This window comes from Saccharomonospora marina XMU15 (assembly GCF_000244955.1).
Classification (GTDB): domain Bacteria; phylum Actinomycetota; class Actinomycetes; order Mycobacteriales; family Pseudonocardiaceae; genus Saccharomonospora_A; species Saccharomonospora_A marina.
On record NZ_CM001439.1, the window covers coordinates 3,833,974 to 3,857,473 of the forward strand.

21 protein-coding genes are annotated in these 23,500 nt (G+C 70.2%); 3 read left to right on the top strand and 18 right to left on the bottom strand.

All coding sequences use genetic code 11. The features are described 5' to 3' along the window. Positions 1–7: 7 nt before the first annotated feature. From wag31 to SACMADRAFT_RS18195, 16 genes are all read right to left on the bottom strand, one after another. Positions 8–874 (bottom strand): DivIVA-like cell division protein Wag31, encoded by an 867-nt coding sequence (wag31, locus tag SACMADRAFT_RS18120; protein ID WP_009155285.1) that lies wholly within the window; start codon positions 872–874, stop codon positions 8–10. Positions 875–925: 51 nt separating this feature from the next. Then, entirely contained in the window at positions 926–1,210 is a 285-nt protein-coding gene (locus tag SACMADRAFT_RS18125) for a YggT family protein (RefSeq protein ID WP_009155286.1), read from the bottom strand. Between the two features lie 32 nt (positions 1,211–1,242). Then, positions 1,243–1,860, bottom strand: coding sequence for a cell division protein SepF (locus SACMADRAFT_RS18130; protein ID WP_009155287.1), 618 nt, complete (start codon positions 1,858–1,860; stop codon positions 1,243–1,245). An 81-nt stretch (positions 1,861–1,941) separates the two neighbouring features. Continuing rightward, positions 1,942–2,676, bottom strand: a complete 735-nt coding sequence (locus SACMADRAFT_RS18135; RefSeq protein WP_040925758.1) for a YggS family pyridoxal phosphate-dependent enzyme — start codon at positions 2,674–2,676, stop codon at positions 1,942–1,944. Continuing rightward, positions 2,673–3,377 (bottom strand): peptidoglycan editing factor PgeF, encoded by a 705-nt coding sequence (gene pgeF, locus SACMADRAFT_RS18140; protein ID WP_009155289.1) that lies wholly within the window; start codon positions 3,375–3,377, stop codon positions 2,673–2,675. Before pgeF ends, SACMADRAFT_RS18135 begins: the two co-directional genes overlap by 4 nt. Positions 3,378–3,455: 78 nt before the next feature. Continuing rightward, positions 3,456–4,757 (bottom strand): cell division protein FtsZ, encoded by a 1,302-nt coding sequence (ftsZ, locus tag SACMADRAFT_RS18145; RefSeq protein ID WP_009155290.1) that lies wholly within the window; start codon positions 4,755–4,757, stop codon positions 3,456–3,458. Positions 4,758–5,056: 299 nt separating this feature from the next. Then, entirely contained in the window at positions 5,057–5,956 is a 900-nt protein-coding gene (locus SACMADRAFT_RS18150; RefSeq protein ID WP_009155291.1) for a cell division protein FtsQ/DivIB, read from the bottom strand. A gap of 13 nt (positions 5,957–5,969) precedes the next feature. Then, positions 5,970–7,430, bottom strand: coding sequence for a UDP-N-acetylmuramate--L-alanine ligase (gene murC / locus SACMADRAFT_RS18155; RefSeq protein WP_009155292.1), 1,461 nt, complete (start codon positions 7,428–7,430; stop codon positions 5,970–5,972). Beyond that, positions 7,427–8,530, bottom strand: coding sequence for an undecaprenyldiphospho-muramoylpentapeptide beta-N-acetylglucosaminyltransferase (gene murG, locus SACMADRAFT_RS18160; RefSeq protein ID WP_232285625.1), 1,104 nt, complete (start codon positions 8,528–8,530; stop codon positions 7,427–7,429). The genes murC and murG overlap by 4 nt, the downstream gene beginning before the upstream one ends. Before the next feature lie 121 nt (positions 8,531–8,651). Further along, entirely contained in the window at positions 8,652–10,106 is a 1,455-nt protein-coding gene (gene ftsW, locus SACMADRAFT_RS18165) for a putative lipid II flippase FtsW (RefSeq protein ID WP_009155294.1), read from the bottom strand. 90 nt (positions 10,107–10,196) lie between these two features. Then, entirely contained in the window at positions 10,197–11,606 is a 1,410-nt protein-coding gene (gene murD, locus SACMADRAFT_RS18170) for a UDP-N-acetylmuramoyl-L-alanine--D-glutamate ligase (protein ID WP_009155295.1), read from the bottom strand. Between the two features lie 8 nt (positions 11,607–11,614). Continuing rightward, positions 11,615–12,700 (bottom strand): phospho-N-acetylmuramoyl-pentapeptide-transferase, encoded by a 1,086-nt coding sequence (gene mraY / locus SACMADRAFT_RS18175; protein ID WP_009155296.1) that lies wholly within the window; start codon positions 12,698–12,700, stop codon positions 11,615–11,617. Further along, positions 12,697–14,169, bottom strand: a complete 1,473-nt coding sequence (locus SACMADRAFT_RS18180; protein WP_009155297.1) for a UDP-N-acetylmuramoyl-tripeptide--D-alanyl-D-alanine ligase — start codon at positions 14,167–14,169, stop codon at positions 12,697–12,699. The genes mraY and SACMADRAFT_RS18180 overlap by 4 nt, the downstream gene beginning before the upstream one ends. Further along, positions 14,166–15,764: a UDP-N-acetylmuramoyl-L-alanyl-D-glutamate--2,6-diaminopimelate ligase gene (locus SACMADRAFT_RS18185; protein WP_009155298.1), complete on the bottom strand. Its 1,599-nt coding sequence runs from the start codon at positions 15,762–15,764 to the stop codon at positions 14,166–14,168. The genes SACMADRAFT_RS18180 and SACMADRAFT_RS18185 overlap by 4 nt, the downstream gene beginning before the upstream one ends. A 59-nt stretch (positions 15,765–15,823) precedes the next feature. Beyond that, complete coding sequence (locus SACMADRAFT_RS18190) at positions 15,824–16,714, bottom strand: 3-oxoacyl-ACP reductase (protein WP_009155299.1); 891 nt, start codon at positions 16,712–16,714, stop codon at positions 15,824–15,826. A 173-nt stretch (positions 16,715–16,887) separates the two neighbouring features. Next, the gene (locus SACMADRAFT_RS18195; RefSeq protein WP_009155300.1) at positions 16,888–17,079 is read right to left on the bottom strand and encodes a ferredoxin; all 192 of its coding nucleotides are present in this window, start codon (positions 17,077–17,079) and stop codon (positions 16,888–16,890) included. A gap of 97 nt (positions 17,080–17,176) precedes the next feature. Here SACMADRAFT_RS18195 and SACMADRAFT_RS18200 point away from each other — a divergent pair, with 97 nt between their 5' ends. The 3 genes from SACMADRAFT_RS18200 (at position 17,177) to SACMADRAFT_RS18210 (ending at position 20,752) form a co-directional block, all read left to right on the top strand. Then, positions 17,177–18,358, top strand: a complete 1,182-nt coding sequence (locus tag SACMADRAFT_RS18200) for an acyl-CoA dehydrogenase family protein (protein WP_009155301.1) — start codon at positions 17,177–17,179, stop codon at positions 18,356–18,358. Positions 18,359–18,396: 38 nt separating this feature from the next. Continuing rightward, positions 18,397–19,509, top strand: coding sequence for an acyl-CoA dehydrogenase family protein (locus SACMADRAFT_RS18205; RefSeq protein WP_009155302.1), 1,113 nt, complete (start codon positions 18,397–18,399; stop codon positions 19,507–19,509). A 64-nt stretch (positions 19,510–19,573) separates the two neighbouring features. Then, positions 19,574–20,752, top strand: coding sequence for an LVIVD repeat-containing protein (locus SACMADRAFT_RS18210; RefSeq protein WP_009155303.1), 1,179 nt, complete (start codon positions 19,574–19,576; stop codon positions 20,750–20,752). Here the strand turns inward: SACMADRAFT_RS18210 and SACMADRAFT_RS18215 are convergent. Both SACMADRAFT_RS18215 and SACMADRAFT_RS18220 read right to left on the bottom strand, forming a co-directional pair. Beyond that, complete coding sequence (locus tag SACMADRAFT_RS18215; RefSeq protein ID WP_009155304.1) at positions 20,725–21,519, bottom strand: class I SAM-dependent methyltransferase; 795 nt, start codon at positions 21,517–21,519, stop codon at positions 20,725–20,727. The two genes, SACMADRAFT_RS18210 and SACMADRAFT_RS18215, sit on opposite strands and share 28 nt — an antisense overlap. 47 nt (positions 21,520–21,566) lie before the next feature. After that, complete coding sequence (locus SACMADRAFT_RS18220; protein ID WP_009155305.1) at positions 21,567–23,447, bottom strand: glycosyltransferase; 1,881 nt, start codon at positions 23,445–23,447, stop codon at positions 21,567–21,569. Between the last annotated feature and the right edge of the window lie 53 nt (positions 23,448–23,500).

Sequence of the window (23,500 nt, forward strand, 5' to 3'; positions counted from 1 at the left end):
GCTGAACTCAGCCTGCCTCGGCCCTTGGACCGAACGAGTAGCCCTGGCCGGTGCTGCTCCCGCCGCTCGTGCTCGACTGGCTGGAGCCGGAGGAGGCGGACGCGGGTGCGGCGGAGCCACGGTCGTCGAGTTCGCGCAACTGTGACTCGAGGAACCCGCGCAGGCGCGTACGGTACTCGCGCTCGATCGTGCGCAGCTCCTCGATCTTCTTGTTGAGCGAGCTCTTCTCGGTGTTGAGGTTGTTCATCGTCTCGGTGTACTTGCGCTGCGCCTCGCGATCCATGTTGGTCGCCTTCTCGCGCGCCTGCCGCTCCAGCGTCTCCGCCCTGGTGCGTGCGTCGTTGAGCATGGTCTCCGCGCGGGTACGCGCCTCGTTGACCATGGAGTCGGCCTTCGACCTGGCGTCGGAGAGCAACTGCTCGGACTTGGTCCTCGCCTCTGCGAGCATGCTGTCCGACTCGGTCTTGGCCTCGGCGGTGAGCCGGTCGGCCATCTCCTGTGCCAGCCCCAGCACCTTCGCGGCCTGCACGTTGGGCTCGCCGCTGTCGCCCATGAACCCGTGGGTCTGGGTCTGCTCCATGGCCGAGGTCGGCGGGGGCACGGGCGCCAGCCTGCGCGACGGAGTCTCGTCGCGGGGGATGTGCTGCTGTGCGCCCGCGGCCTTGGCGGACTCCAGCTCGCTACGAGTCGATTCCAACTCGGCATCGAGCTGTTCGACCTGCTGCCGCAGCTCGTTATTGTCCTCAATCAACCGCGCAAGCTCGGTCTCCACCAGGTCGAGGAAGGCGTCCACCTCGTCCTCGTTATAGCCCCGCTTGCCGATTGGAGGCTTGCTGAACGCGACGTTATGCACGTCAGCAGGGGTCAACGACATCAGATCACCTCACGCACTCCATGGCCTGCCGGACGCATCCCCGATTCCCCGTTACCCGGGATACGCCAGTTGCATCAGTATGAACACAACCAACAGCAGCACCATAATCGATAGGTCCAGCCCGACGCCGCCGATCCGCATGATCGGAATAATCCGACGGACGAGTCGAACGGGTGGGTCGGTCACTGTGTAGATGGTCTCGAGCGTCACCGCAACTCCGCCCGCCGGACGCCAGTCGCGGGCGAACGCTCTGACGAGCTCCACCACGATGCGCGCCATCAGCAGCAGCCAGAAGGCGAAGAGCAGCCAGTACAGGATCAAGCGGACCGCTTCCACAGCTCCACTCTGCCACACGTCCGAACGGGGGATCAGTGCCGTAGGAACAAGCCGCCCTCGGCGATGCGCCTGCGGTCCTCCGCGGTCACATCCACGTCGGGGGGTGAGAGCAAGAACACCTTGTTGGTGACCTTGTCCATCGAGCCGCGCAGCGCGAAGGCCAGGCCCGCGGCGAAGTCGACGAGACGCTTGGCGTCGGCGTTCTCCATCTCGGTGAGGTTGATGATCACCGGGGTGCCGTCCCGGTACGCCTCACCGATCTCCCGCGCCTCGACGTAGCTGGTCGGGTGCAGCGTGATGATGCGGCTCAACGGGTCACGCGCGGGCTGGCGGGCAGGCTCGGAGGCCGGCCGCAGCCTGGCCACCGGATCGGGTTGACGATCGACCGCCAGCGAGCCGTGCACGGGCGGCTCCGAGGCCTCCACCCGGCGGCGGGTACGCGGGGGCGGGGGCTCCGGGTCGTCGAACTCGTCCATCACGTGGTAGCGCGGCCGTGGCCTGCGTGGCTGCGTCTCCTTGTAGGAGCGCTCGCCGTAGCCGTCGTAGTCGTCGTCGGAGTAGCCGCCGCGCCGGTCGTCGTACTCGTAGTCGTAGTCGTCTTCGGCAGGGACCATTCCGAAGTAGGCCTTCAGCTTCTGCAGCGCGCTCATGCCACTCCCTCGCCCTCCGCGATAGCGGTCCCCACCGTTGACGCTCGGTCGCACCGACGAAAGTCGTCGTGGTCAACCTCTCTACGGCGAGGCTAGACCGCGACGCCCGAGCAGCGCGGTTCCGACACGCACACAGGTCGAGCCATGCGCGATCGCGGCCTCCAGGTCGCCGCTCATCCCGGCGGACAACTCGGTGGCCTGCGGGTGGTTCGCGCGAAGGCGCTCGGCGGCGCGCGCCAGCCGTTCGAACGCGGGCGCCGGATCGGCGCCGAGCGGCGCGACGGCCATGAGGCCCCGCAAGTGCAGAATCTCACTGTTGTGGGTGACCTGATCGGCCAGCTCAGCAAGCTCATCGAGCGGGCACCCGCCCCGTGAGGGATCGTTGTCCAGGCTGGCTTGGAGCAACACGTCCAGTGGCCGCTGCGCCTCGCCCGCGTCCAGCGCCGCCCGCATCGCGCGAGCGAGCGCGGCCACCAGGCGCGGCGAGTCCACCGACTGCACCTCCTGCGCCCACCGCGCCACGGAACGGGCCTTGTTGCGCTGCAGCCGCCCGACCATGTGCCAGCGGATCGCCGCCCCGGGGCGCAGCCGCGCCACCTCGCGTGCCTTCGCGCCTGCCTCCTGGTCACGGTTCTCCGCGAGGTCGGTGACGCCGAGGTCGGCGAGCAGCGCCGCGTCGGCGGCGGGAAAGGTCTTGGTCACGGCGAGCAATCGCACCTCATCGGGTGACCGGTTCGCCGCGGCGCAGGCCTTGGCGATGCGGTCGCGGACGGCGGCCAGCGCGTCGGCGAGTTCGGCCTCGCGCCGCACCGTCACTCCTCCAACCAGGTGATCGCGGCCAGCCTCCCCGTCGGCTGCTGCCGCCGGTGGCTGAACAGGGTGGGGTCCTCGACGGTGCACCTCGGGTCGACGCCGATCCTGCCGACCCCGAGGTCGGCGAGCTGGCGCCACAACCCGGCGCGCAGGTCCAGCGCCGGTGTCCCGCTACGGCTGCGGCAGGCGCTGCCGGGCAGGTGTGCCTCCACGTCGTCGACCATCTCCTGGGGCACCTCGTAGCACGCACCGCAGACGGCGGGGCCGAGTAACGCCTCCATCCGGTGCGGCTCGGCGCCGACCGAGCGCATCGCCTCGATCGCCGACGGCACCACACCGACCCGTGCCCCCACCCTGCCCGCGTGCACTGCGGCCACCACACCGGCCACCGGGTCACCGAGCAGCACCGGCACGCAGTCGGCGACCAACGCGACCAACGCGATGCCCGGTCGGTCGGTCACGAGCGCGTCGGTCGCCTCGGCCGGGGCTTGCTCGGTGCCGTCCACGATCGTCGCCGTACGGCCGTGGACCTGTTCCATCCAGGCGAGATCGTGTTGGGAAAGGCCGAGTTCGGCGGCGAGGCGGCGCCGGTTCGCCGCGACGGCGGCGGGGTCGTCTCCGACGTGGTCGCCGAGGTTGAACGAGTCGAACGGCGGCTTCGAGACGCCGCCTTCCCTGGTCGTGACGATCCGCCTGATGCGCAACCGAGAACCCCTTCATCGTGCTGACCCACTAGTACCACGCCGAGGGCCCTCCCGGGCTCCCGGCTGGACTCGGCCGGTTCAGCGGCGCATGAAGGGTGGGACGTCCACGTCGTCGTCGGAGGGGTCGTCGCTCACCGGGAACGCCCTGCCCGGCAGGCTGCCCTGGCCGCGTTGCGTCGAGGGTTGCTGGTAGCCGCGGCCGCTCGTGCCCTGCTGGGGCGGCAGCGAACCGGACTGCGGCGTGCCGGCTGTCCCGGCGTGCTGCGTGCGGGGCATCGGCGAGGTCGGCGCACCCGGGTCCGGCTCGGCCGCCGTTCCGGAGAGCCGGTGCTGCCCCGACGCGGTGTGCCCGCCACCGACCTGGCCCGCCTCGGCGGTGGTGGTGGAGCCGCGGCTGCCGAAGGTACCGGGATCGAGCTTCTTGTGCGTGGGCGCACCGGCATCGAAGCCGGCCGCGATGACCGTCACGCGAACCTCGTCGCCGAGGGAGTCGTCGATGATGGTGCCGAAGATGATGTTCGCCTCGGGGTGCGCGGATTCCTGCACCAGCGACGCCGCCTCGTTGATCTCGAACAGGCCCAGGTCGGAGCCACCCGCGATCGACAGCAGGGCACCGTGCGCGCCGTCCATCGAGGCCTCGAGCAGCGGTGAGTTGATGGCCTTCTCCGCGGCCTGTACGGCACGGCCCTCGCCGCGCGCGGAACCGATGCCCATCAGCGCGCTGCCCGCTCCCGACATGACACTCTTCACGTCGGCGAAGTCGAGGTTGATCAGGCCGGGCGTGGTGATCAGGTCGGTGATGCCCTGCACACCGGAGAGCAACACCTCGTCGGCGGAGCGGAAGGCGTCCATCAACGAGACGCCGATGTCGCCGAGCTGCAGCAGTCGGTCGTTGGGGATCACGATCAGCGTGTCGCACTCGTTGCGCAGCGCCTGGATGCCGTCTTCGGCCTGCCGTGCCCTTCGCTTGCCCTCGAAGGAGAACGGCCGGGTGACGACTCCTATCGTCAGCGCGCCCAGCTTGCGGGCGATCTGGCCGACAACGGGTGCGCCGCCGGTACCGGTGCCGCCACCCTCCCCGGCGGTCACGAACACCATGTCGGCGCCCTTGAGGACCTCCTCGATCTCTTCCCTGTGGTCCTCGGCGGCCTTCTGCCCCACCTCGGGGGAGGCACCCGCGCCGAGACCTCGGGTGAGTTCCCTGCCGATGTCGAGCTTCACGTCGGCGTCGGACATCAGCAGGGCTTGGGCGTCGGTGTTCACCGCGATGAACTCGACACCCTTCAGGCCGACCTCGATCATGCGGTTCACGGCGTTCACGCCGCCGCCGCCGATACCGACGACCTTGATCACCGCGAGGTAATTGTGCGGGGGCGTCATCGGACTCGCCTTCCTGATCGTGGTGGTGCTGTTCCTGCCTCGCGCTGGATGTCGACGTCTCGGGCGGCACCTTCACCGGGGACACCCGGATAACCTCGACCTCAAGTTGAGGGTTAGAGTTATGTCAACTACCAACGTTGCTGCAGGACGGTAGGCATCGCGCGGCCACGAATCCAGCAGCCACGCCGAGTGTCGCGAACGTCATTCGACACATGTGTGTCACGCGCGCTCGGCCACGCGGACGAACCGGCAGCGATCCTCGGGCATGCTCATGACATGTTCAGGACCTCGGGACATGCTCAGGACACTGTGGGCAGTTCGGGGCTGGAAACGTCGTACACCTCGCCCGCCCTGGTCAGCAACACGGCGAGCACCTTCGCCTTGCGCCCGGTCTGCTCGGCGTCTCCCCAGCGCACGATCCGGCCGTCGGCGAGGGCCAGCTCGATGCTGCCGGGTGTCTCGGCCCTGGCGAACCGCACCTGCTCGCGCAGCTGCGGCGGTAGGTCGGCCAACACCGACGCGACGGAGCGGGTGGCGGCGTCGTGGGGCCCCACCTTCGACAGCTCCAGCTTCGGCAGCCCCTGGACCGGCTCGCCGATCTCCTTGTAGACGAAGCCGCCACGGTCCACCAGGTACAGCTTCCGGCCGGTGTCGTAGAACCCGATCGGCCTTCGCTCGGTGACCGCGATCTCGATCGTCGACGGCCAGGACCGCGAGACCTCCACCGACGCCACCGTTGGCAGACTGCTCACCCGCATCGCGACCTCGTCGGTGTCCACCCGCAACATGGGTTGCCCGGCGGGTACGGCCGCGAGCTCACGAATCCGATCCGCGGGCACCTCGTTCGCGCCGACCACCTCCACCGAGCGCACCCCCACCAGTTCGGTGAAGTACAGCAGGTAACCGATGGTGAGCACGGTCAGCACGCTCAGCGCGAGTACCTGCCTGCGTTGCCGCACCAGTTGCCGAGACGGCCGACCGCCGGAGTTCGAACCACCCGACCTGGGCCTGCCCGACTTGCCCGACCGGGAACGCCGGGACGGCCCGGCGGGCCGCGCTCGGGTGGTCGGCTCCGTCCGTGCCGGCTCCTCGTCGGGTCCGGTGTCGCCCGCGTTGGCGTTGCCGTGCTCGCCTGCGTCGCGTGAGGGCACCGTCCGCCGTCGCCGCTGCCCCGGCGAGCGTCGCCCGGTGGTGGCCACGGTGCGTCGCTCCTCAGCCCGCGCGCCGGTCGAGTTCGGCGAGGATCTCGGGGCCGAGCTGCGTGATGTCGCCCGCGCCCATGGTCAACAGCAGGTCTCCCGGCTTCACCAGGTCGGCGACCAGCGCCGCGGCCCGGTCGAACGCGGGCTCGTAGTGCACCGCCGCGCCGGTGATCCGCTCGGCGATGAGTTCGCCGGTCACCCCGGGCACCGGCTCCTCCCTGGCACCGTAGACGTCCACCAGCACGACCTCGTCGGCGAGGCCCAGCGCCTCGGCGAACTCCGAGGCGAAGGCCGCCGTCCTCGAGTACAGGTGCGGCTGGAACACCACGACCACCCTGCCGAGCCCGGCTGCCTGGCGCACCGCCCGCAGCTGCGCCGCCACCTCCGTGGGGTGGTGCGCGTAGTCGTCGTAGACCCGGACGTCGGCGGCGCGGCCCTTGAACTCGAACCTCCTGCGCACCCCGCCGAAGGCGGCGAGGCCCTCGACCAGCCCGTCGGTCGGCGCACCCAGTTCGACGCCCGCGAGCAGAGCGGCGACCGCGTTGAACGCCATGTGCTCGCCCGGCACCGCGACCGCCATTTCCAGTTCCTCGCCGCGCAGCGCGACGCGGACCTTGCCGCCGTCCTCACCGGGCGTGTAGTCCAGCACGCGGGCGTCCTGCTCACCGCCTGCCTCGCGGCCGTAGCGCAACACGCGTAGCCCGTCCGCCTCCGCGCGTGCCGCCAGCGCCGCCGCCGCCGGGTCGTCGGAGCAGACCACGAGCGCGCCGTGCGGCTCGATCCGGCGCACGAACTCGCCGAACACCGCCACGTACGCCTCCTCGGTACCGTGGTGGTCCAGGTGATCGGGCTCGATGTTGGTCACGACGGCCACCGAAGGCTCGTACGCCAGGAACGACCCGTCGCTTTCGTCGGCCTCCGCGACGAACAGCCCGCCCTCACCGTGGTGGGCGTTGGCGCCGGACTCGTTGAGGTCGCCGCCGATGGCGAAGGACGGGTCGAGCCTGCAGTGCTGCAGCGCCACCGTCAGCATCGACGTGGTCGACGTCTTGCCGTGGGTTCCCGCGATACAGGCCACCCGATGACCGCGCATGAGCTCGGCGAGTGCCTGCGCCCTGTGCAGCACCGTGATGCCACGCTCCCGTGCCGCGATGAGCTCGGGGTTGGTCTCCTTGATGGCGGTGGAGACGACCACGGCGGTGGGGCCGCCCTCGAACGCGTCGAGATTGCTCGCCCGCTGGCCCACCTCGATCCTGGCGCCCTGCGCACGCAGGGTCAGAAACGCCCTTGAGTCCTTGGCGTCGGAGCCGGAAACCCGCCCGCCGCGAGCCAGCAGGATGCGCGCGATGCCGCTCATCCCGGCACCGCCGATGCCGATCAGGTGCGCCCGCCGCAGCGGCTCGGGAAGCCGCGGCGGGTCGGTCCGCTCCGTTCCCGGTGTCTGTGGTGTTCCCGGTGTCTGTGGTGTCATGGTCCCCCGGCCTCGTTTCCCCCCGCGTTCGCGTGCGAACCTGCCTGCTCCAGCACCATCCTGGCCAGCACCTCGTCGGCTTCGCGATGGCCGAGCCCGACGGCGGCCGCGCTCATCTTGCCCAGCCGTTCGGCGTCGGTCACCAGCGGTACCACGAGTTCGGACACCTTCGCAGGGCTGAGCCGCTCGTCCTCGACGAGCAACGCAGCGCCTGCCTCGACGGCGGGGCGCGCGTTGAGTTCCTGCTCGCCGTTGCCGTGCGGCAGCGGCACGAACACGGCAGGCAGCCCCACGGCGGACACCTCGGCCACCGTCATCGCGCCGGATCGGCACAACACCAGGTCGGCGGCGGCGTAGGCGAGGTCCATACGTTCCAGATACGGCACCGGCACGTAGGCGGGGCCGCCGTCGAACTCCCGCACCGCGAGCGTGTTCTTGGGTCCGTGGGCGTGCAGCACGCCGACACCGGCGTCGGCGAGTTCGCGTGCCGCGCCGGACACGGCGGTGTTCAGCGAGCGAGCCCCCTGCGAGCCGCCGAAGACCAGCAACACCGGCACGTCCGGGTCCAGCCCGAAGTGCTGCCTGGCACGGGCTCGCAGCCCCGCCCGGTCGAGTGTGGTGATGGTGCGGCGCAGCGGTATGCCGACCACCTCCGCGCCCGGAAGCGGGGTTCCCCGCACCCCGACCGCGACCCTCGCCGCGAACCGGGCGCCCACCTTGTTCGCCAGTCCGGGGTGCTTGTTGGCCTCGTGCACCACGATCGGTATCCGGCCTCTGGCCGCGAGGTACGCGGGCAGCGCGACGTAGCCGCCGAAGCCGACGACGACGTCGGCTCCCACGCGGTCGAGGACCTGCCTGGTGCGCTTGACCGAGTCGCGCACCTTCAGCGGCAGCCGCAGCAGCTCCATCGTGGGTTTGCGCGGCAACGGCACCGGCGGCACCAGCTCCAGCCCGTAGCCGCGTGCGGGTATCAGCTGGTTCTCCAGGCCCCGGGGCGTGCCGAGCGCGACGACGTTGGCGTCGGGCCGCAACCGCTTCACGGCGTCGGCGAGGGCGAGCGCGGGCTCGATGTGCCCCGCGGTTCCGCCACCCGCCACCACGACGGTCGGCCCACTACCGCGCGCGTGCCCGGCCGCGCTGCCTGCTGCTTCCCGCGACGCCGTCGCGTCGCCGGACCTCTCCTCGGTCACGTCCGTCCATCCCAGCGGCTCGTCAGGCTCATCATCTGCGACCCCTCCGCGTCGGCGCCTTCGTTCTCGTGCCACCGCGCGGCGTCCCCCGTCGACCGTACTCCCGGCCCGCTCGCCTGCGGTCGGGTGCCGCCGAGCGGGCGCCGCGCCCGGCTGGGCGCCCGCTCCTGGCGCCCCGCCCGGTGCTTCGCCGTTTGGGAGGTGGCCGGTACGGGTCCGGCGCGGGCAGCCGCATCAGGCGTCCGAACTTACCTGGCCCCTGCGTCCGCAGCGCCACCACCGCTTCCGGCTCGTGTCGCGCGCAGTTGGCGAGTATGCCGAACAGCAGCATCGTCACGATGAGCGAGGTGCCGCCGTAGGAGATCATCGGCAGCGTCACGCCGGTGACCGGGAGCAGGCCGACGACGTAGCCGATGTTGACCGCGGCCTGCGCGACCAGCCACGTGGTGAGCGTGCTCGCCACGATGCGGATCCACGGGTCCAGGTTTCGCATGGCGATCCGCAGCCCGACATAGGCCAGCAGGCCGAACAGGCTGATCACGACGAGGCAGCCGAGAAACCCCAGTTCCTCGCCGATCAGCGCGAAGATGAAGTCGTGCTGCACGTTGGGCAGGTACATCCACTTCGACTGGCCCTGCCCGAGTCCCTTGCCGAAGAGCCCGCCGTCGGCCAGTGCGTAGAGCGCCTGGTTGGCCTGCAGACCCTTGCCCAGCGGGTCGGCGTCGGGGTTGAGGAACGACATGATGCGGTCGAAGCGATACTCGGCCACCAGTGCCAGCGCGATCGCGCCGCCGACGGCGCCGAGCAACACCACGGCGAACAGTCGCTTGGGCGCGCCCGCGAACCACAGCAGCGCGATGAGCACCACGCCCAATGTGATCGTGCCACCGAGGTCGGGTTGCGCCATGACGAGCGCGAACATCAGCAACGCAGCAGGGACCACCGGCACCAGCAGGTGCCGCCACTGGTGCAGCAGGTCGTACTTGACCACGAGGATGTGCGCGCCCCACAACGCCAGCGCCACCTTGGCCACCTCGACCGGCTGCAGCGACAGCGGTCCGAGCAGGAACCAGCCCTGCGAGCCGTTGAGGTTGGTACCCAGCGGGGTCAGCACCAGCGCGAGCAGGGTCAGGCACAGCACCATGGCGGTCGAGGAAAGGCCGCGGATGCGCCGAAGCGGCACCCGCACGCCCAGCCAGAACGCCACCGCGCCGATGCCGACGAACATCAGGTGCTTCTGGAACAGCGCGTAAACGCTGCCGTCGCTGTCGGGGCTGTAGGACGTCACCGACGACGCCGAGAGCACCATCACGATGCCGATCACGCCGAGTGTTCCGCAAATGGCGAGGATCAGGTGGAAGTCGGCGAGCGGCCGGGAAAGCCATGCGGTCAACGCGGTGCGCACCGCCGCGAATCCCCGCTCGGCGCGCTGCCGAGTGCGCCGGGGTGAACGACGCCGGTCTTCGCGCGCGTCGACGCCCGTCACCGCCTACGCCACCTTCCCCGCCGGTGCACGGGTGCGCCCGCTCCGACGCTCAGCCACGTCACCTGTCCGCCCCTTCGCTGTCCGGGCGCCTCAGCGGTCACTCCTGCCCGCCACCCGCGGTGTGTCACTGCTCAGCGTTCGCACCGCCGCCGCGAACGCGTCGCCGCGCTCGGCGTAGTCACGGAACATGTCCAGCGACGCGGCGGCGGGTGCGAGCAGCACGGTATCGCCGGGAATCGCCAGGGCACGGGCCTCGTTCACCGCGACGGCCATGGGCTCATCGTCACCCGAACCCACCCGCCGCACCGGGACATCCGGGGCGTGTCGCGCCAGGGCCGCGGCGACAACGTCGGAATCGACCCCCATGAGGACCGCTCCGCGGAGCCTGCCTGCCACGGTGGCGACGAGTCCGTCCACCGAAGCGCCCTTGAGCTGACCACCCGCGATCCACACCACCTTCGGGTGCGCGAGCAGCGATCCCTCGGCCGCGTGCGGGTTGGTGGCCTTGGAGTCGTCGACGTAGCGCACTCCTTCGACCTCGGCCACCTCGACGGCCCGGTGCGCGCCCGGCCGAAACCGCCGCAGCCCGCGTCCCACAGAGTCAGGTTCGACGCCCCAGGCGCGGGCAAGCGCGGCCGCCGCCAACGCGTTGGCCACGTTGTGCGGCCCTGCGGGGCGCACGTCGGCAAGGTGCGCCAGTTCCTCGGCACCGTGCTCGGGATCGGCGCCGAAGGCGCGGTCGACCAGCAAACCCTCCACCACGCCGAGTTCCCCTGCCCGGGGTGCGCCGTGGCCGAACCCGACCCGGCTCGCGGACTCGGGGGCGAACTCGTCGGCGAGCCTGCGCGACCAGGGGTCGGCGAGATTGTGCACCACCGTGCCGGAACGGCGATGGATCTTTCCCTTGGCCGCGGCGTACTCGGCAAGCGAGCCGTGCCAGTCGATGTGGTCTTCGGCGACGTTGAGTACCACCGAAGCCAGCGGCGCGAGCGTGGCCGACCAGTGCAGCTGGAAACTGGACAGTTCCACGGCCAGCACCTCGTGCCCGGCGAGCACGGCGTCGAGCACGGCAAAGCCGACGTTGCCGCACGCCACCGCGTTGGCACCCGCCTCCAGGAGCATGGCCTCCAGCATGCCGACGGTCGTGGTCTTGCCGTTGGTGCCGGTCACCGCCAGCCAGGTGGGCGGGCGGGAAAGCCCCTGCCCGACACGCCAGGCAAGCTCCACGTCGCCGATCACCTCGATACCCTCGGCCGCGGCCGCCGTGAGCAACGGGGCTGTCGGTCGCCAGCCGGGGCTGGTCACCACGAGCCGGGTGCCCTCGGGCGGCGAGGTGAGTCCCGCCGCGAGGGCGACGCCGATGCCGTCGAGTTCCGACAGCCGGGTCGGGTCGCCGTCGGTCACCGTGACGTCGGCGCCTGCCTCGGCGAGCGCGCGGGCGACCGACCTGCCGGTCACCCCGGCACCGGCGACGAGGACGGGCGTCCCGGCGAGGTCCATGGCGCGGCTCACCCGCCCCCGAGTCCGAGTTGCTCGCTGTAGAACAGGCCGATCCCGAACATGCAGCAGATCGCGGCCAGCAGCCAGAACCTGATGATCACCGTGGTCTCGGCCCACCCTGCCAACTCGAAGTGGTGGTGAAACGGTGCCATCCGGAACAGCCTGCGCCGCGTCGTGCGAAACACCGCGATCTGCAGCACCACCGAGATCATCTCGACGACGAAGAGGCCGCCGATCACGATGGCGAGCAACTCGGTGCGGGTCGTCATGGACAGGCCCGCGACGAGCCCGCCCAGCGCCAGCGAGCCGGTGTCGCCCATGAAGATCTTCGCGGGTGCGGCGTTCCACCACAGGAAGCCGACGCAGGCACCGGTGGCCGCGGCCGCCACCACGGCGAGGTCGAGCGGGTCACGCACGTTGTAGCAGGCGGGCTGGTATGCCTCCACGCAGCTCAACCGCGCCTGCCAGAAGGAGATGACCACGTAGGTCGCCAGCACCATCGCTCCCGCGCCGCCCGCGAGTCCGTCGAGGCCATCGGTGAAGTTCACCGCGTTCGACCACGCCGAGATCAACAGGTAGGTGAAAAGGATGAACACCGGGACGGGGAAGAAGATGAGCGCGAGGTCGCGCACGTAGGACAGGTTCTGTGAGGCCGGCGTCAGCCCGTTGGCGTCGGCGAACTGCAGCGCCAGCACCGCGAAGGCCACGGCCACCAGCAACTGGCCGACGAGCTTGGCGGTCTTGTTGAGTCCGAGGTTGCGCTGCTTGCGAATCTTGATGAAGTCGTCGAGGAAGCCGACGATGCCCAGCCCGACGGCGAGGAACAGTACGAGCAGCCCGGAGGCCGTCGGGCCGTCGTTGGTCGAGTCGCGCAGCCAGTCCGCGAAGTGGGCGGTGAAGTAGGCCACCACCATCGCGGCGATGATCGCGACACCGCCCATGGTCGGCGTGCCACGCTTGGACCTGTGCCCTTCCGGCCCCTCTTCCCTGATCTCCTGGCCGAAACCCTGCTTGGAGAAGAACCGGATCAGGTACGGGGTGAGCAGGATCGAGACGAGCAGCCCCATGGAGGCCGCGATCATGATGCTGATCACGCCGTGCCCTCCCCGAGCAGCGCGTCGGCCACTCGCCACAATTCGGCGACCTTGGAGGCCTTGACCAGGACCACGTCGTCGGGCCGCAACTGCTCGCGCAGCAAAGCGATCGCGGCGTCGGTGTCGGGCACCAGGACCGACTCCTCTCCCCAAGAACCCTCGTGGCTCGCTCCGTGGTGCATGGCGGCTGCCTGCTCACCGACCACGACAAGCCTGCTGATGTTGAGCCGGACGGCGAGCCGCCCGATCTCGTCGTGCGCGGACACGCTATCGGCACCCAGTTCGCCCATGACACCGAGGACCGCCCATGATCGTCTCCGCGCCCCTGCGCCCGAGGTCATCGAGGCGAGCGTCTTCAGCGCGGCACGCATGGACTCGGGGTTGGCGTTGTAGGAGTCGTTGAGCACGGTCAGTCCGTCGGCGCGGGTGGCCACCTCCATCCGGCGCTGCGAGCGCCGCTGCGCGCCGGACAGGTGTCCGGCGACGTCGGCGACCGGGGAACCCAGCTCCAGCGCGACGGCCGCGGCGGCGAGCGCGTTGCCGACGTGGTGCTCGCCAACCAGCGACAGCCTCACGTCGGCCTCGCCCTGCGGGGCCACCAGCCGGAACGAGGCGCGGGCGTGCTCGTCCAGCCGCACGTCCTCGGCTCGCACGGTCGCCTCCCGGCTCTCGCCGACACCGACGATCCGCGCCTTCGTACGCTCGGCCATGGCCGCGACCAGCGGATCGTCCAGGTTCAGCACCGCCACCCCGTCCTGCGGAAGTGCCTCGACGAGTTCACCCTTGGTGCGGGCGATGCCCTCGCGTGAGCCGAACTCGCCGACATGGGCGCTGCCGACGTTGAGCACGGCTCCGATGCGCGGCGGTGCCACCGCCGCCAGTTCGGCGATGTGGCCGGGGCCTCGGGCGGACAGTTCCAGCACCAGGTGCCGGGTCTCGGTGTCGGCGCGCAACGCCGTCCACGGGTGACCGAGTTCGTTGTTGAAAGACCCCGGCGGCGCGACGGTGGGTCCGAGCGGTTCGAGCAGCTGCGCGATGAGGTCCTTCGTGGACGTCTTGCCCGACGATCCGGTGACGCCGACGACGGTGAGGCCGTCGCGCGAGAGGGTGTCGACCACGTACCGGGCCAGCTTGGCCAGCGCCGCGAGCACGGCGGCCCCCGACCCGTCGCTGTCGGCCACCAGCGCCACGGAGCGTTCGTGCGCCTTTCCAGGCGGTAGCGGCGGCACGATCACGGCCGGGGCCGCCACCTCACGGGCGGCCAGTACGCCCGCCGCGCCACCGGCCACGGCCTTCGCGGCGAAGTCGTGACCGTCCACCCGTTCGCCGGGCAGCGCGACGAACAGCCCGCCCGCGGTGAGCCTGCGGGAGTCGAACTCCACCGAGCCGGTGACCCGCTCGCCGCCGTCGGTACGGTGCAGCCTGCCGCCGACGATCTCGGCGATCTCGGCGAGGGTCAGCGCGATCACACACCCACCTCGAGCCTGTCTCGGATGGCCGCCTCCAGCTCGTCCCGGTCGGAGAACGGGTGCACGACGCCCCCGATCTCCTGGCCTGTCTCGTGTCCCTTGCCCGCGACGAGCACCACATCGCCCTCGCCCGCGCGCGCGACCGCGGCGGCGATGGCCTCCCGCCGGTCGGCGATCTCGAGCACCTCCCCGCCCTGTGCCGGGCTGACGGTGCGCGCGCCCGCGAGCATCGCGTCCCGGATCGCGGCCGGGTCCTCGCTGCGCGGGTTGTCGTCGGTGACGATCACCAGGTCGCTGCCTCGGACCGCCGCCTCACCCATCATCGGCCGTTTGGCCGTGTCGCGGTCGCCTCCGCAGCCCAACACGGTGATGATGCGTCCCCGGGTGCGGGCGCGCAGCGCCTGCAGCGCCTGGGTGACGGCGGCCGGTTTGTGCGCGTAGTCCACCACCGCGGTGAACGGCTGCCCCAGATACACCCGCTCCATCCGGCCGGGAACCTCCACCGTGGCCAGTCCGGCAACGATGTCGTCCAGCGAGACGCCGACGGTGTCCAGGATCGCGGCGGCGAGCACCGCGTTGGCCACGTTGAACTCACCCGGAAGCGGCAGGGTCGCGGTCGCCGTGCGGCCGTCGGGGCCCCACAGGACGAAGGACTGCTCGCCGGTGTCGGTCATCGCGATGTCGCTGGCTCGCCAGCTCGCGTCGGTGCCCGGTTCGGTCGACACGGTGACCGTCCGCGGCGTGACCAGCGCCTGCCCCCACGCACTGTCGACGACGACGACCTCGCTGGTGGAGCGGCCGTCGAACAGCAGCGACTTGGCCGAGAAGTAGTCGTCCATGTCGCGGTGAAAGTCGAGATGGTCCTGCGACAGGTTGGTGAAGGCGCCGACGGTGAAGCGCGTGCCGTTCACCCTGCCCAGCGCCAGCGCGTGGCTGGAGACCTCCATCGGGACGTGGGTGACCCCGCGCTCGACCATGACCGCCAGCAACGCCTGCAGGTCCGGAGCCTCCGGGGTGGTGAACGCGCTCGGCATTCGTTCGCCACCGATGCGGGTCTCGACCGTGCCGATGAGCCCGGTGTGCAGGCCGGCGGCACGCAGGCCCGACTCGACGAGGTAGGTCGTGGTGGTCTTGCCGGAGGTGCCGGTGATGCCCAGTACCGACAGCTGCAGCGAGGGCTCGCCGTAGATCCAGGCCGCGACCGAGCCGAGCACGCCCCTGGGGTCGGTGTGCACGACAACCGGCACACCGGCGTCACGCAACGCGGGCCGTTCCGCGCCGTCAGGGTCGGTGAGCACGGCCGCCGCGCCTGCCGCGATCGCCGCCGCCGCGAAGTCGGCGCCGTGAGCCCTGGCACCGGGTAGGGCGGCGAACAGGTCGCCCGGCAGGACGTGCTGGGCGCGCAGCGTGGCACCGGTGAGGGTGACGTCGTCAACGCCCTGGTCGGCGATGAGGCGGGCGTCGGCGCGTGCGACCAGCGTCGTCAGCGGGACCGGTTCGATCAGGTCCGGTCGTGGCGGTACGACGACCGCCTTGGCCGGGCTGTCCGGAACGGGCCCCCCTCGCGTAGCGGGCTCGTCGTTGTTGACAGACACGCGGGAAGGTTACCGGCGAGGTTCCCGCGCCACTGAGGCGGTGCGGGAACCTCGGCGCGTCACGGCAGCGACAGGATCTCGTTCGCCGCGAACATGCGCTCGGGGTCGCGGTCGGCGAAGTAGGCGCCCACGGTGCTCGCCAGTTCCTCGGGGGTGAAGGTGGCGCTCTCGGTGTCGAACCGGCGCTCCACCTCCGGTGGCTTCAGCAACGCCACCATCCCGCCGTGCACCACGAACACCTGTCCGTTGATGTCGGCGGCCGCGGGTGAGGCGAGGAACGCCACCAGTGGCGCGACGTGGTCGACCGACAACGGATCGACGCCCTCGTCGGGGGCGGCACCGAACACGGCCGCTGTCATCGCCGTGCGGGCGCGGGGACAGATGGCGTTGGCCCGCACCCCGTAGCGCGCCAGTCCGCGCGCCGCCGAGACGGTCAGCGCGGCGATGCCCGCCTTCGCGGCCGCGTAGTTGGGTTGGCCGGGCGGTCCGACGAGGAATGCCTCGGAAGCGGTGTTGACGATACGGCCGTACACCGGCGCGCCCTCGGCCTTGGACTGCTGCCTCCAGTGCGCCGCCACGCCACGGCACAGCAGGAAGTGCCCGCGCAGGTGCACCCCTACGACGCTGTCCCAGTCCTCGTCGGACATCGAGAACAGCATGCGGTCGCGCACGATACCGGCGTTGTTCACCACGATCTGGGGTCCGCCGAAGTGCTCGACGGCCGAGGTCAGCAGCGCGTCGGCGGTGGCGCGCTGCGACACGTCCCCGGTGACAAGCAGGGCCTTGCCACCCATGGCCTCGATCTCGTCGACGACGCCGCCCGCGTCGGCGGAGACATCGTTGACCACCACCGACGCTCCCGCCGCGGCCAGTGCCAGCGCCTCCGCGCGACCGAGGCCCGCGCCCGCTCCGGTCACGATCGCGCAGGTTCCTTCAAGACTGGTGCTCATGCGCCGCCTCAACCGCCTTCCACACGCGGGATCGCCGTCACCGGGCATGCCGAATGCCGCCGGGCCACCGCGACCGCCGTCCAAAGGTTCGTGGCGGGCCACCTCGCTGGCCCGCACCATGGCCGGACGATAGAACTCGTTATCGCCAGCGAGCAATACCGCCCGAAGCGAGATCAGTCACGGACGACGAGGGCGTTCTTCGGGCACGACGCCACCGCCCGCGACACGCGCTCCACCTCCGCGGCGGGCACCTCCTGCTGGATGACCCGCAGCTCCTCGTCGTCATCGAGTTCGAAGACGGCTGGCGCGATGCCGATGCACACCTCGTTGGCCTCACACAGGTCCCTGTTGACCTCGATCCGCATATCGGCCTCCTCACGAAATAGAACTTGTTCTACACTATCGCGGCGGCACCCGGCGGCAAGCCCGGCACCACGTCCAACGCACGAGCGGGAGGGTCAGATGCGGATCAGCGACGCACCGGGACAACGGCGGCTGCGGGAGGAACTGCGCGCCTACTTCGCCGAACTGATGACCGACACCCGCAGGGAGGCGCTCGCGGGACCGGGCGGCGAGTACGGCGACGGCACGGTCTACAAGGAGATCGTGCGCGAGTTGGGCCGGGCAGGCTGGCTGGCGCTGGGCTGGCCGAAGGAGTACGGCGGGCAGGACGGCTCGATGCTGGACCAGCTGGTGTTCACCGACGAGGCCGCCGTCGCGGGGGTGCCCGTGCCGTTCCTGACGATCAACACCGTCGGGCCCACGATCATGCGGTTCGGCACCGAGGAGCAGAAGGCGTTCTACCTTCCCAGGATCGCCGCGGGCGAGTTGCACTTCTCGATCGGCTATTCCGAGCCGGAGGCCGGCACAGACCTGGCGTCGCTGCGCACCCGGGCGGTACGCGACGGCGACTGCTACGTCGTCAACGGGCAGAAGATGTGGACCAGCCTGATCGAGTACGCCGACTACGTCTGGCTGGCCGCCCGCACCGATCCCGACGCCCCCAGACACAAGGGGCTGAGCATCCTCGTGGTCCCCACGGACGCGGAGGGCTTCTCCTGGACGAAGGTGAACACCGTCGCGGGCCCCGGCACCAGCGCGACCTACTACTCCGACGTGCGGGTACCGGTTTCCGCGCGGATCGCGGAGGAGAACGCGGGCTGGCCGCTGATCACCAACCAGCTCAACCACGAGCGGGTGGCGCTCACGTCGGCGGCACCGCTGCGTGCGGCCCTGCGTGAGGTGATCGACTGGGCGCGCGAGACCGAACAGCCCGACGGCAGCAGGGTGCTGGACGCCGAATGGGTACGCATCCACCTCGCGAGGGTGCACGCGCACGCGGAGTACCTGAACCTGCGCAACCTCAAGATCGCGTGGGCCGCCGAGAAGAGCGAACTGTCACCCGGCGATGCCTCCGGCACCAAGGTGTTCGGCACCGAACTGGCCACGGAGGCCTACCGGCTGCTCATGGAGGTACTCGGCGCCGCCGCCGTGGTGCGTGAGGGCTCGCCGGGCGCGGTACTGCGCGGCCGGATCGAGCGTGCCCACCGTTCCGCGCTCATCCTGACCTTCGGTGGCGGCACGAACGAGGTGCAGCGCGACATCGTCGCCGCGACCAGCCTCGGCCTGCCCGTCAGCCGCTGACCAGCCCACTCGTCACAACCACCGGCAAGGGGTTCGCAATGGACTTCTCCCTCACGCAGGCACAGCGAGATCTCGCAGGCCTCACCCGGCGCATCGTCACCGACAGCGTCACCCCCGAATCGCTCGGGCCGCACGGCGAAGGCGGCTTCGACGCCGAACTGTGGACGAAGCTGGCCAGGGCGGGAATCCTCGACGCCGCGCTGCCTTCCTCGGTCGGCGGCGGCGGTTTCGGCCTGCTGGAACAGTGCTCCGTCCTCATCGAACTCGGCAGGGCGGTCGCGCCCGTCCCCTATCTGCCGACCATCACCATGGCGGCCTCCGCTCTCGCCGAGTTCGGGCACGGCGAGGTACTCGAACGCTGGCTGGTGCCGGTGCTGCGAGGCGAGCGGGTGCTCGCCGTCGCGCTGCCCGACACCGGTTGGCCCACGGGTTTCACCGCGCAACGCGACGGGGCGACCTGGCAGCTGTCCGGAGCACAGACCGCGGTGCCCCACGCCGCGTTCGCCGACGGGCTGCTCGTCCCTGCCCGCTGCGCCGACGGTGAACTGGTCGCGCTCGTCGAGACCGGCGCGGAGGGTCTGGCGGTTTCACCGCAGCGGTCGGTGGACCACGCCGACGCAGCGCTGGTCGAGGCGAACCGAACCCCGGTCAGCGCCGTGCTGGAGGCGCGCGCGGCCGAACGGCTCCGGCTGCGTGGCACCGTCGGCGTGTGCGCGCTGCAGTTGGGTGTGCTGGAGCGCGCGCTGGAGCTCACCGCCGCCTACGCGGCCGAGCGGGTCCAGTTCGGCAAGCCGATCGGCTCGTTCCAGGCCGTGCGGCACCGGCTGGCCGACGCGCACATCGACGTGGAGGCGGTGCGGCTGACGCTGTGGCAGGCGGCATGGCGACTGTCCGAAACCGAATCCGGCCAGCACACCGCGACCGCCGAGGAGACGGCCACGGTCGAGCAGGAGGTCGCCACGGCCAAGTACTGGGCGGCGCAGGCGGGGCACCGCGTCGCCCACACCGCGGTGCACGTCCACGGCGGTGTCGGCATCGACGTCGAGCACCCGGTGCACCGCTACTTCGTTGCGGCCAAGCGGCACGAGTTCCTGCTCGGCGGCGCCACCGCGCACCTGCGCGAACTCGGCTCGCTGCTGGCTCGATCGTGAACTGTTGACCGGGTCGTCTCAATGGTCGATTGTTCCTGACATCGCCGCACCCTAGCGTGGACGCATGCCAAGTCGAGGACTGCGGCTCGCCCTGCTCGCGCTCACCGCGTCCACCACCGTCGCGGCGACCACGCTCGCGGCCCCCACCACGCGGGCCGACCCGACGGCCATCACGGCGAGCGACTTCCGGCTCGAGGAGGGGCCCTACAATGGCGCGATCTCCGCGCTGGACGAGATGTTGCCTGCCGCGTCGGTGCCCACCGTGCTCGACAGTGCCAACCGCTTCGCCACCACCAGCGGCTGCGACCCCGCCGCCGCCCATCAGGTGGCGGCCTTCTGCTGGGAACCGGGCGACAACACCACGAACGACTGGTACCCGCAGGGCATCAGCTCCACAGCCGACGCGTACGGCAGCGGCAGCTACGAAGGCCGTACCGCGCTGTTCGTCAGCTGGTACTACAAGGGGGCGGGTACCGACAAGGGTGTTCGGGTGTCCTTCGTGGACTACGAGAACCCTGCCGCACCCAGGTACCGGCACGTCCTGCTGGTGCAGCCCTACACCAACTCCTCGGGTCGTCCCGACTTCCGCCCGGTCACCGTGCACGCGGGCGGGATCTTCGCCTACGACCACTACCTCTACGTGGCCGACACCTGGGGCGGCTTCCGCGCTTTCGACCTCCGGCGCCTCTGGCGGGTGTCGACGGGCGACAAGACCAAGGTCGGCAGGCAGGCCGACGGCACCTACCACGCGTTCAACTACCGCTACGTGTTGCCACAGGCGCAGCGATTCACCGCCTCCACCGAGGGTGGCGCGTCGCGGTTGCGGTTCTCGGCGGCCTCACTGGACCGCACCAGTTCCCCCGACAGCGTCATAGTCTGCGAGTACGGCGCCGACGGCACCGGCACCCGGGTCGTTCGCTTCCCGATCGACTACACCGACCGAAAGTTCAAGGAATCGCAGGACGGCCTCACGCACGGCAGTGAGGCCTACCGGGTCGACATCAAGAGCATGCAGGGCGCCACCGCGATCGGCGACGAGTTCTTCGTGTCGGCGAGCGCGGGTCCAAGCGCCCGTGGCTCGGTGTACACGTTCACGGCGAGCGAAGGACCGGTCCAACACTCGGATGCGCAGCCGGTCGGCCCCGAGGACCTGTCCTACCGGGGGCCACAAGGGCAACTGTGGAGCCTCACCGAGTACCCCGGTTCCCGCTACGTCTACTCGCTCGACCCGTCCGGCTTCTGACCCGGCACATCGGTGATGCTGACCACCACCTGTTCGTTGTTCGCCGTGTAGGCCTCGTAGCGGAACCCGACGCCGGATGCGGCGACGAACTCCAGCCACGCCTTGTGCTCGTGTCGCTGCCAGCCCGGGTAGTTGAAGTACTCGTCGAAAACCAGCACGCTGCCCGGATAGAGCCGGGGCCCGACGTGTTCGAGCACGGTGCGTGCCGATGAGTACAGGTCGCTGTCCACGTGCACGAAATCCACCGGCTCGTCGTGCTCCGCGAGGAATCGCGGCAGGGTCTCCTCGAACCAGCCCGCCACCAGTCGCGCACCCGGCACCTCCGGTATCGAGTCCAGGTGGAAGGTGCCCTCGGGAAAGTGTGTCCGCCAGTCCTGCGGCAGGCCGAGGAAGGAGTCGAATCCGAAGACGAGCTGCCCTTCCCTGGCCTTGCTGATGATCTCAAGTGTTTGTCCGGTGTGGACGCCGAACTCCAGTGCCAACCCCGAGCCGGGAGCGAGTTCCAGTGCGTGTTCCAGCGTCGCCTGTGGATGATGGAAGACCGGTGCGGTCGGCATCTGCTCAAGAGCGAACCTTGCGCTGCTGGCCACGGCCTCCTTGTCGGCAGCCACCTCGAGGTCACGGCGCGAGCGGTGTTCGGCCTCCTGTATCGCGGATACGACGCGGTCGACCGCGTGGTTCAGCGAGGCCTCGTATCGCGGTCCGAATGCGTCTTCCACGACGCGGATTAGTTTCCCGCGCAGAGAGTGCCGGATCTGTTCGAGCACGATCGCTCCTTGTTTCACCTGATGGGGACAACCGGGTGAGGTCGGGTTCAACGGGTCCTGAACAGCCGCTTCCAGGTCTGGAAGCTGGACAGGTCGGCCGCGGCGATGCGGTACTGCCGCTGTGCCTGCCTTGCGTGGGTGCGAAACCGCCACAGCACCCGCATGCCGCGCCGCGCCAGCCGCAGCATCAGTTCGCGGTCCAGCCGGTACACCCGCACCCCCTCCTGGGAGGGGTCTGTCACGATCGCCGTGCGCAGCAGCGACACGTGCCACCACTTGCCGTCCTCCGCCGAGACGAACCCGGCCGCTCTGGGGCGGTTCGCCAGCTGGCTCGCCAGCCGCTTGGCCGCCACGGCGTAGGGCCTGGACGGGGTGCCTGCTGCCTTGGTCATCGCGATGGTGTTCGACGGCAGACCGGGCATCTCCGGAACCGGTTGGCTCACCGTCTCGGGATACTCGGCGCGCAGCTTGCGGATCTCGGCAGCGACCTCGACGCCGCCGTCGGAAAGCACCTGCGGTCCGCGTAGGAAGTCCTCGACCGCTTTGATCATCGTGGCGGCCAGGCCGTAGCGCATCGAGATCAGGTAGTGCAGCAGTTCCCGGAACAGGAACCTGGTGACAGCGGGTACGTCGAAGTCGGTGTGCAACGACGTGACGATCAGCCCGTTGCGGAAATGGAAGTAGCGGCTCCAGTCGTCCCACGCGCGCCAGTGGAAATCGCTGTGCCACACGGCGGCGCCGGGCAGCGTGACGGTGCGAAAGCCCGCCGCGCGGGCACGCAGCCCGTACTCGACGTCGTCCCACTGGAAGAACAGCGGCAGCGGCAGCCCGATGGAATCGACGACCTCGGGCGGCACCAGGCAGCACCACCACGCGTTGTACGCAGGATCGACGTACCTGTCCTGGTTGTACTCGATCATGCTCGCGCGCACGAGTTCCTCGGTCGCAGGTACCCCGGCCCTGATGGCGTTGGGCTCGATTCCCTCGGCGTCGGCGTACAGCTGGTCAGGATGCAGAGCGCACAACATCTGACCGCCGACGATCACCGGTTGGACGGTGTGGTTGGCGAACTTGGTGACCCTGATCAGCGTGTCCGGCTCCAACCGGATGTCGTCGTCCATGAACAGCACATGTGTCTCGCGGGTCCGCTCGACCGCGATGGTTTCGTACATCCCCCTGGTGAATCCGCCCGCTCCGCCGAGGTTGCCCTGCCGCAGGTAACGCAGCTTGCTGCCGAGTTCGCCCTGCACAACGGGAAACCGGGCGTGCGCTTCCACCGGGTCATCGCCCTGGTCGACGACGTAGACCGCGTCGATGTGGTCGAGTGTCTCCGCGTCGGCGGACAGCGCCCGCAGCGTCTCGACGCAGTAGTCGGCCCGGTTGTGCGTGCAGATCACCACCGTGCTGCGCCGGTCGCGACGTGGCACGCTGCTGGTGGACCAGCGAACGTGCGAGATCGCCAGCCGGTCGTCGGTGGTCTGCGCTCGCAGCCACAGCGCTCCCCCGTCGAGGAACCTGTCGACGTCGGCGCGCAGCCGCACCAGTTCCCAGGTCGCGGAGGACACCCGGGTGGTGGACACGATGCGGCTGTCGCCCTCGGTGTCTCCCGCGCAGATCGAGATGGTTCCGCCGCCCTGCACCAGCGCCGTCACCACGACCTCGTCGGCCGTGGTCCAGCGCTGCCAGTAGCTGGCCGAGAATCGTCCGAAGTAGGTGTTGGTGGACACCACGGAGAAGGCGGCGATAGTGAGCAGATCCCGTTCCCTGGCGGCCGATCCGCGTTCCACGCGGCAGTACATGTCCGGCGGTGTATCGGCGGTGGGACCGGCGAAGAAGGTGCGCTGCACGATGTCGGCACGCGTCGTCTCGCCCTCCGTGATCTGCGTGATCTCCGTGGTGGCGAGCGCGGTTTCCTTCTCTTCGAGCATGCGGCTTGGTCCCCGTGATTCGTTGCTGCGGTGGTCGCTGTGATTCGTCGCTG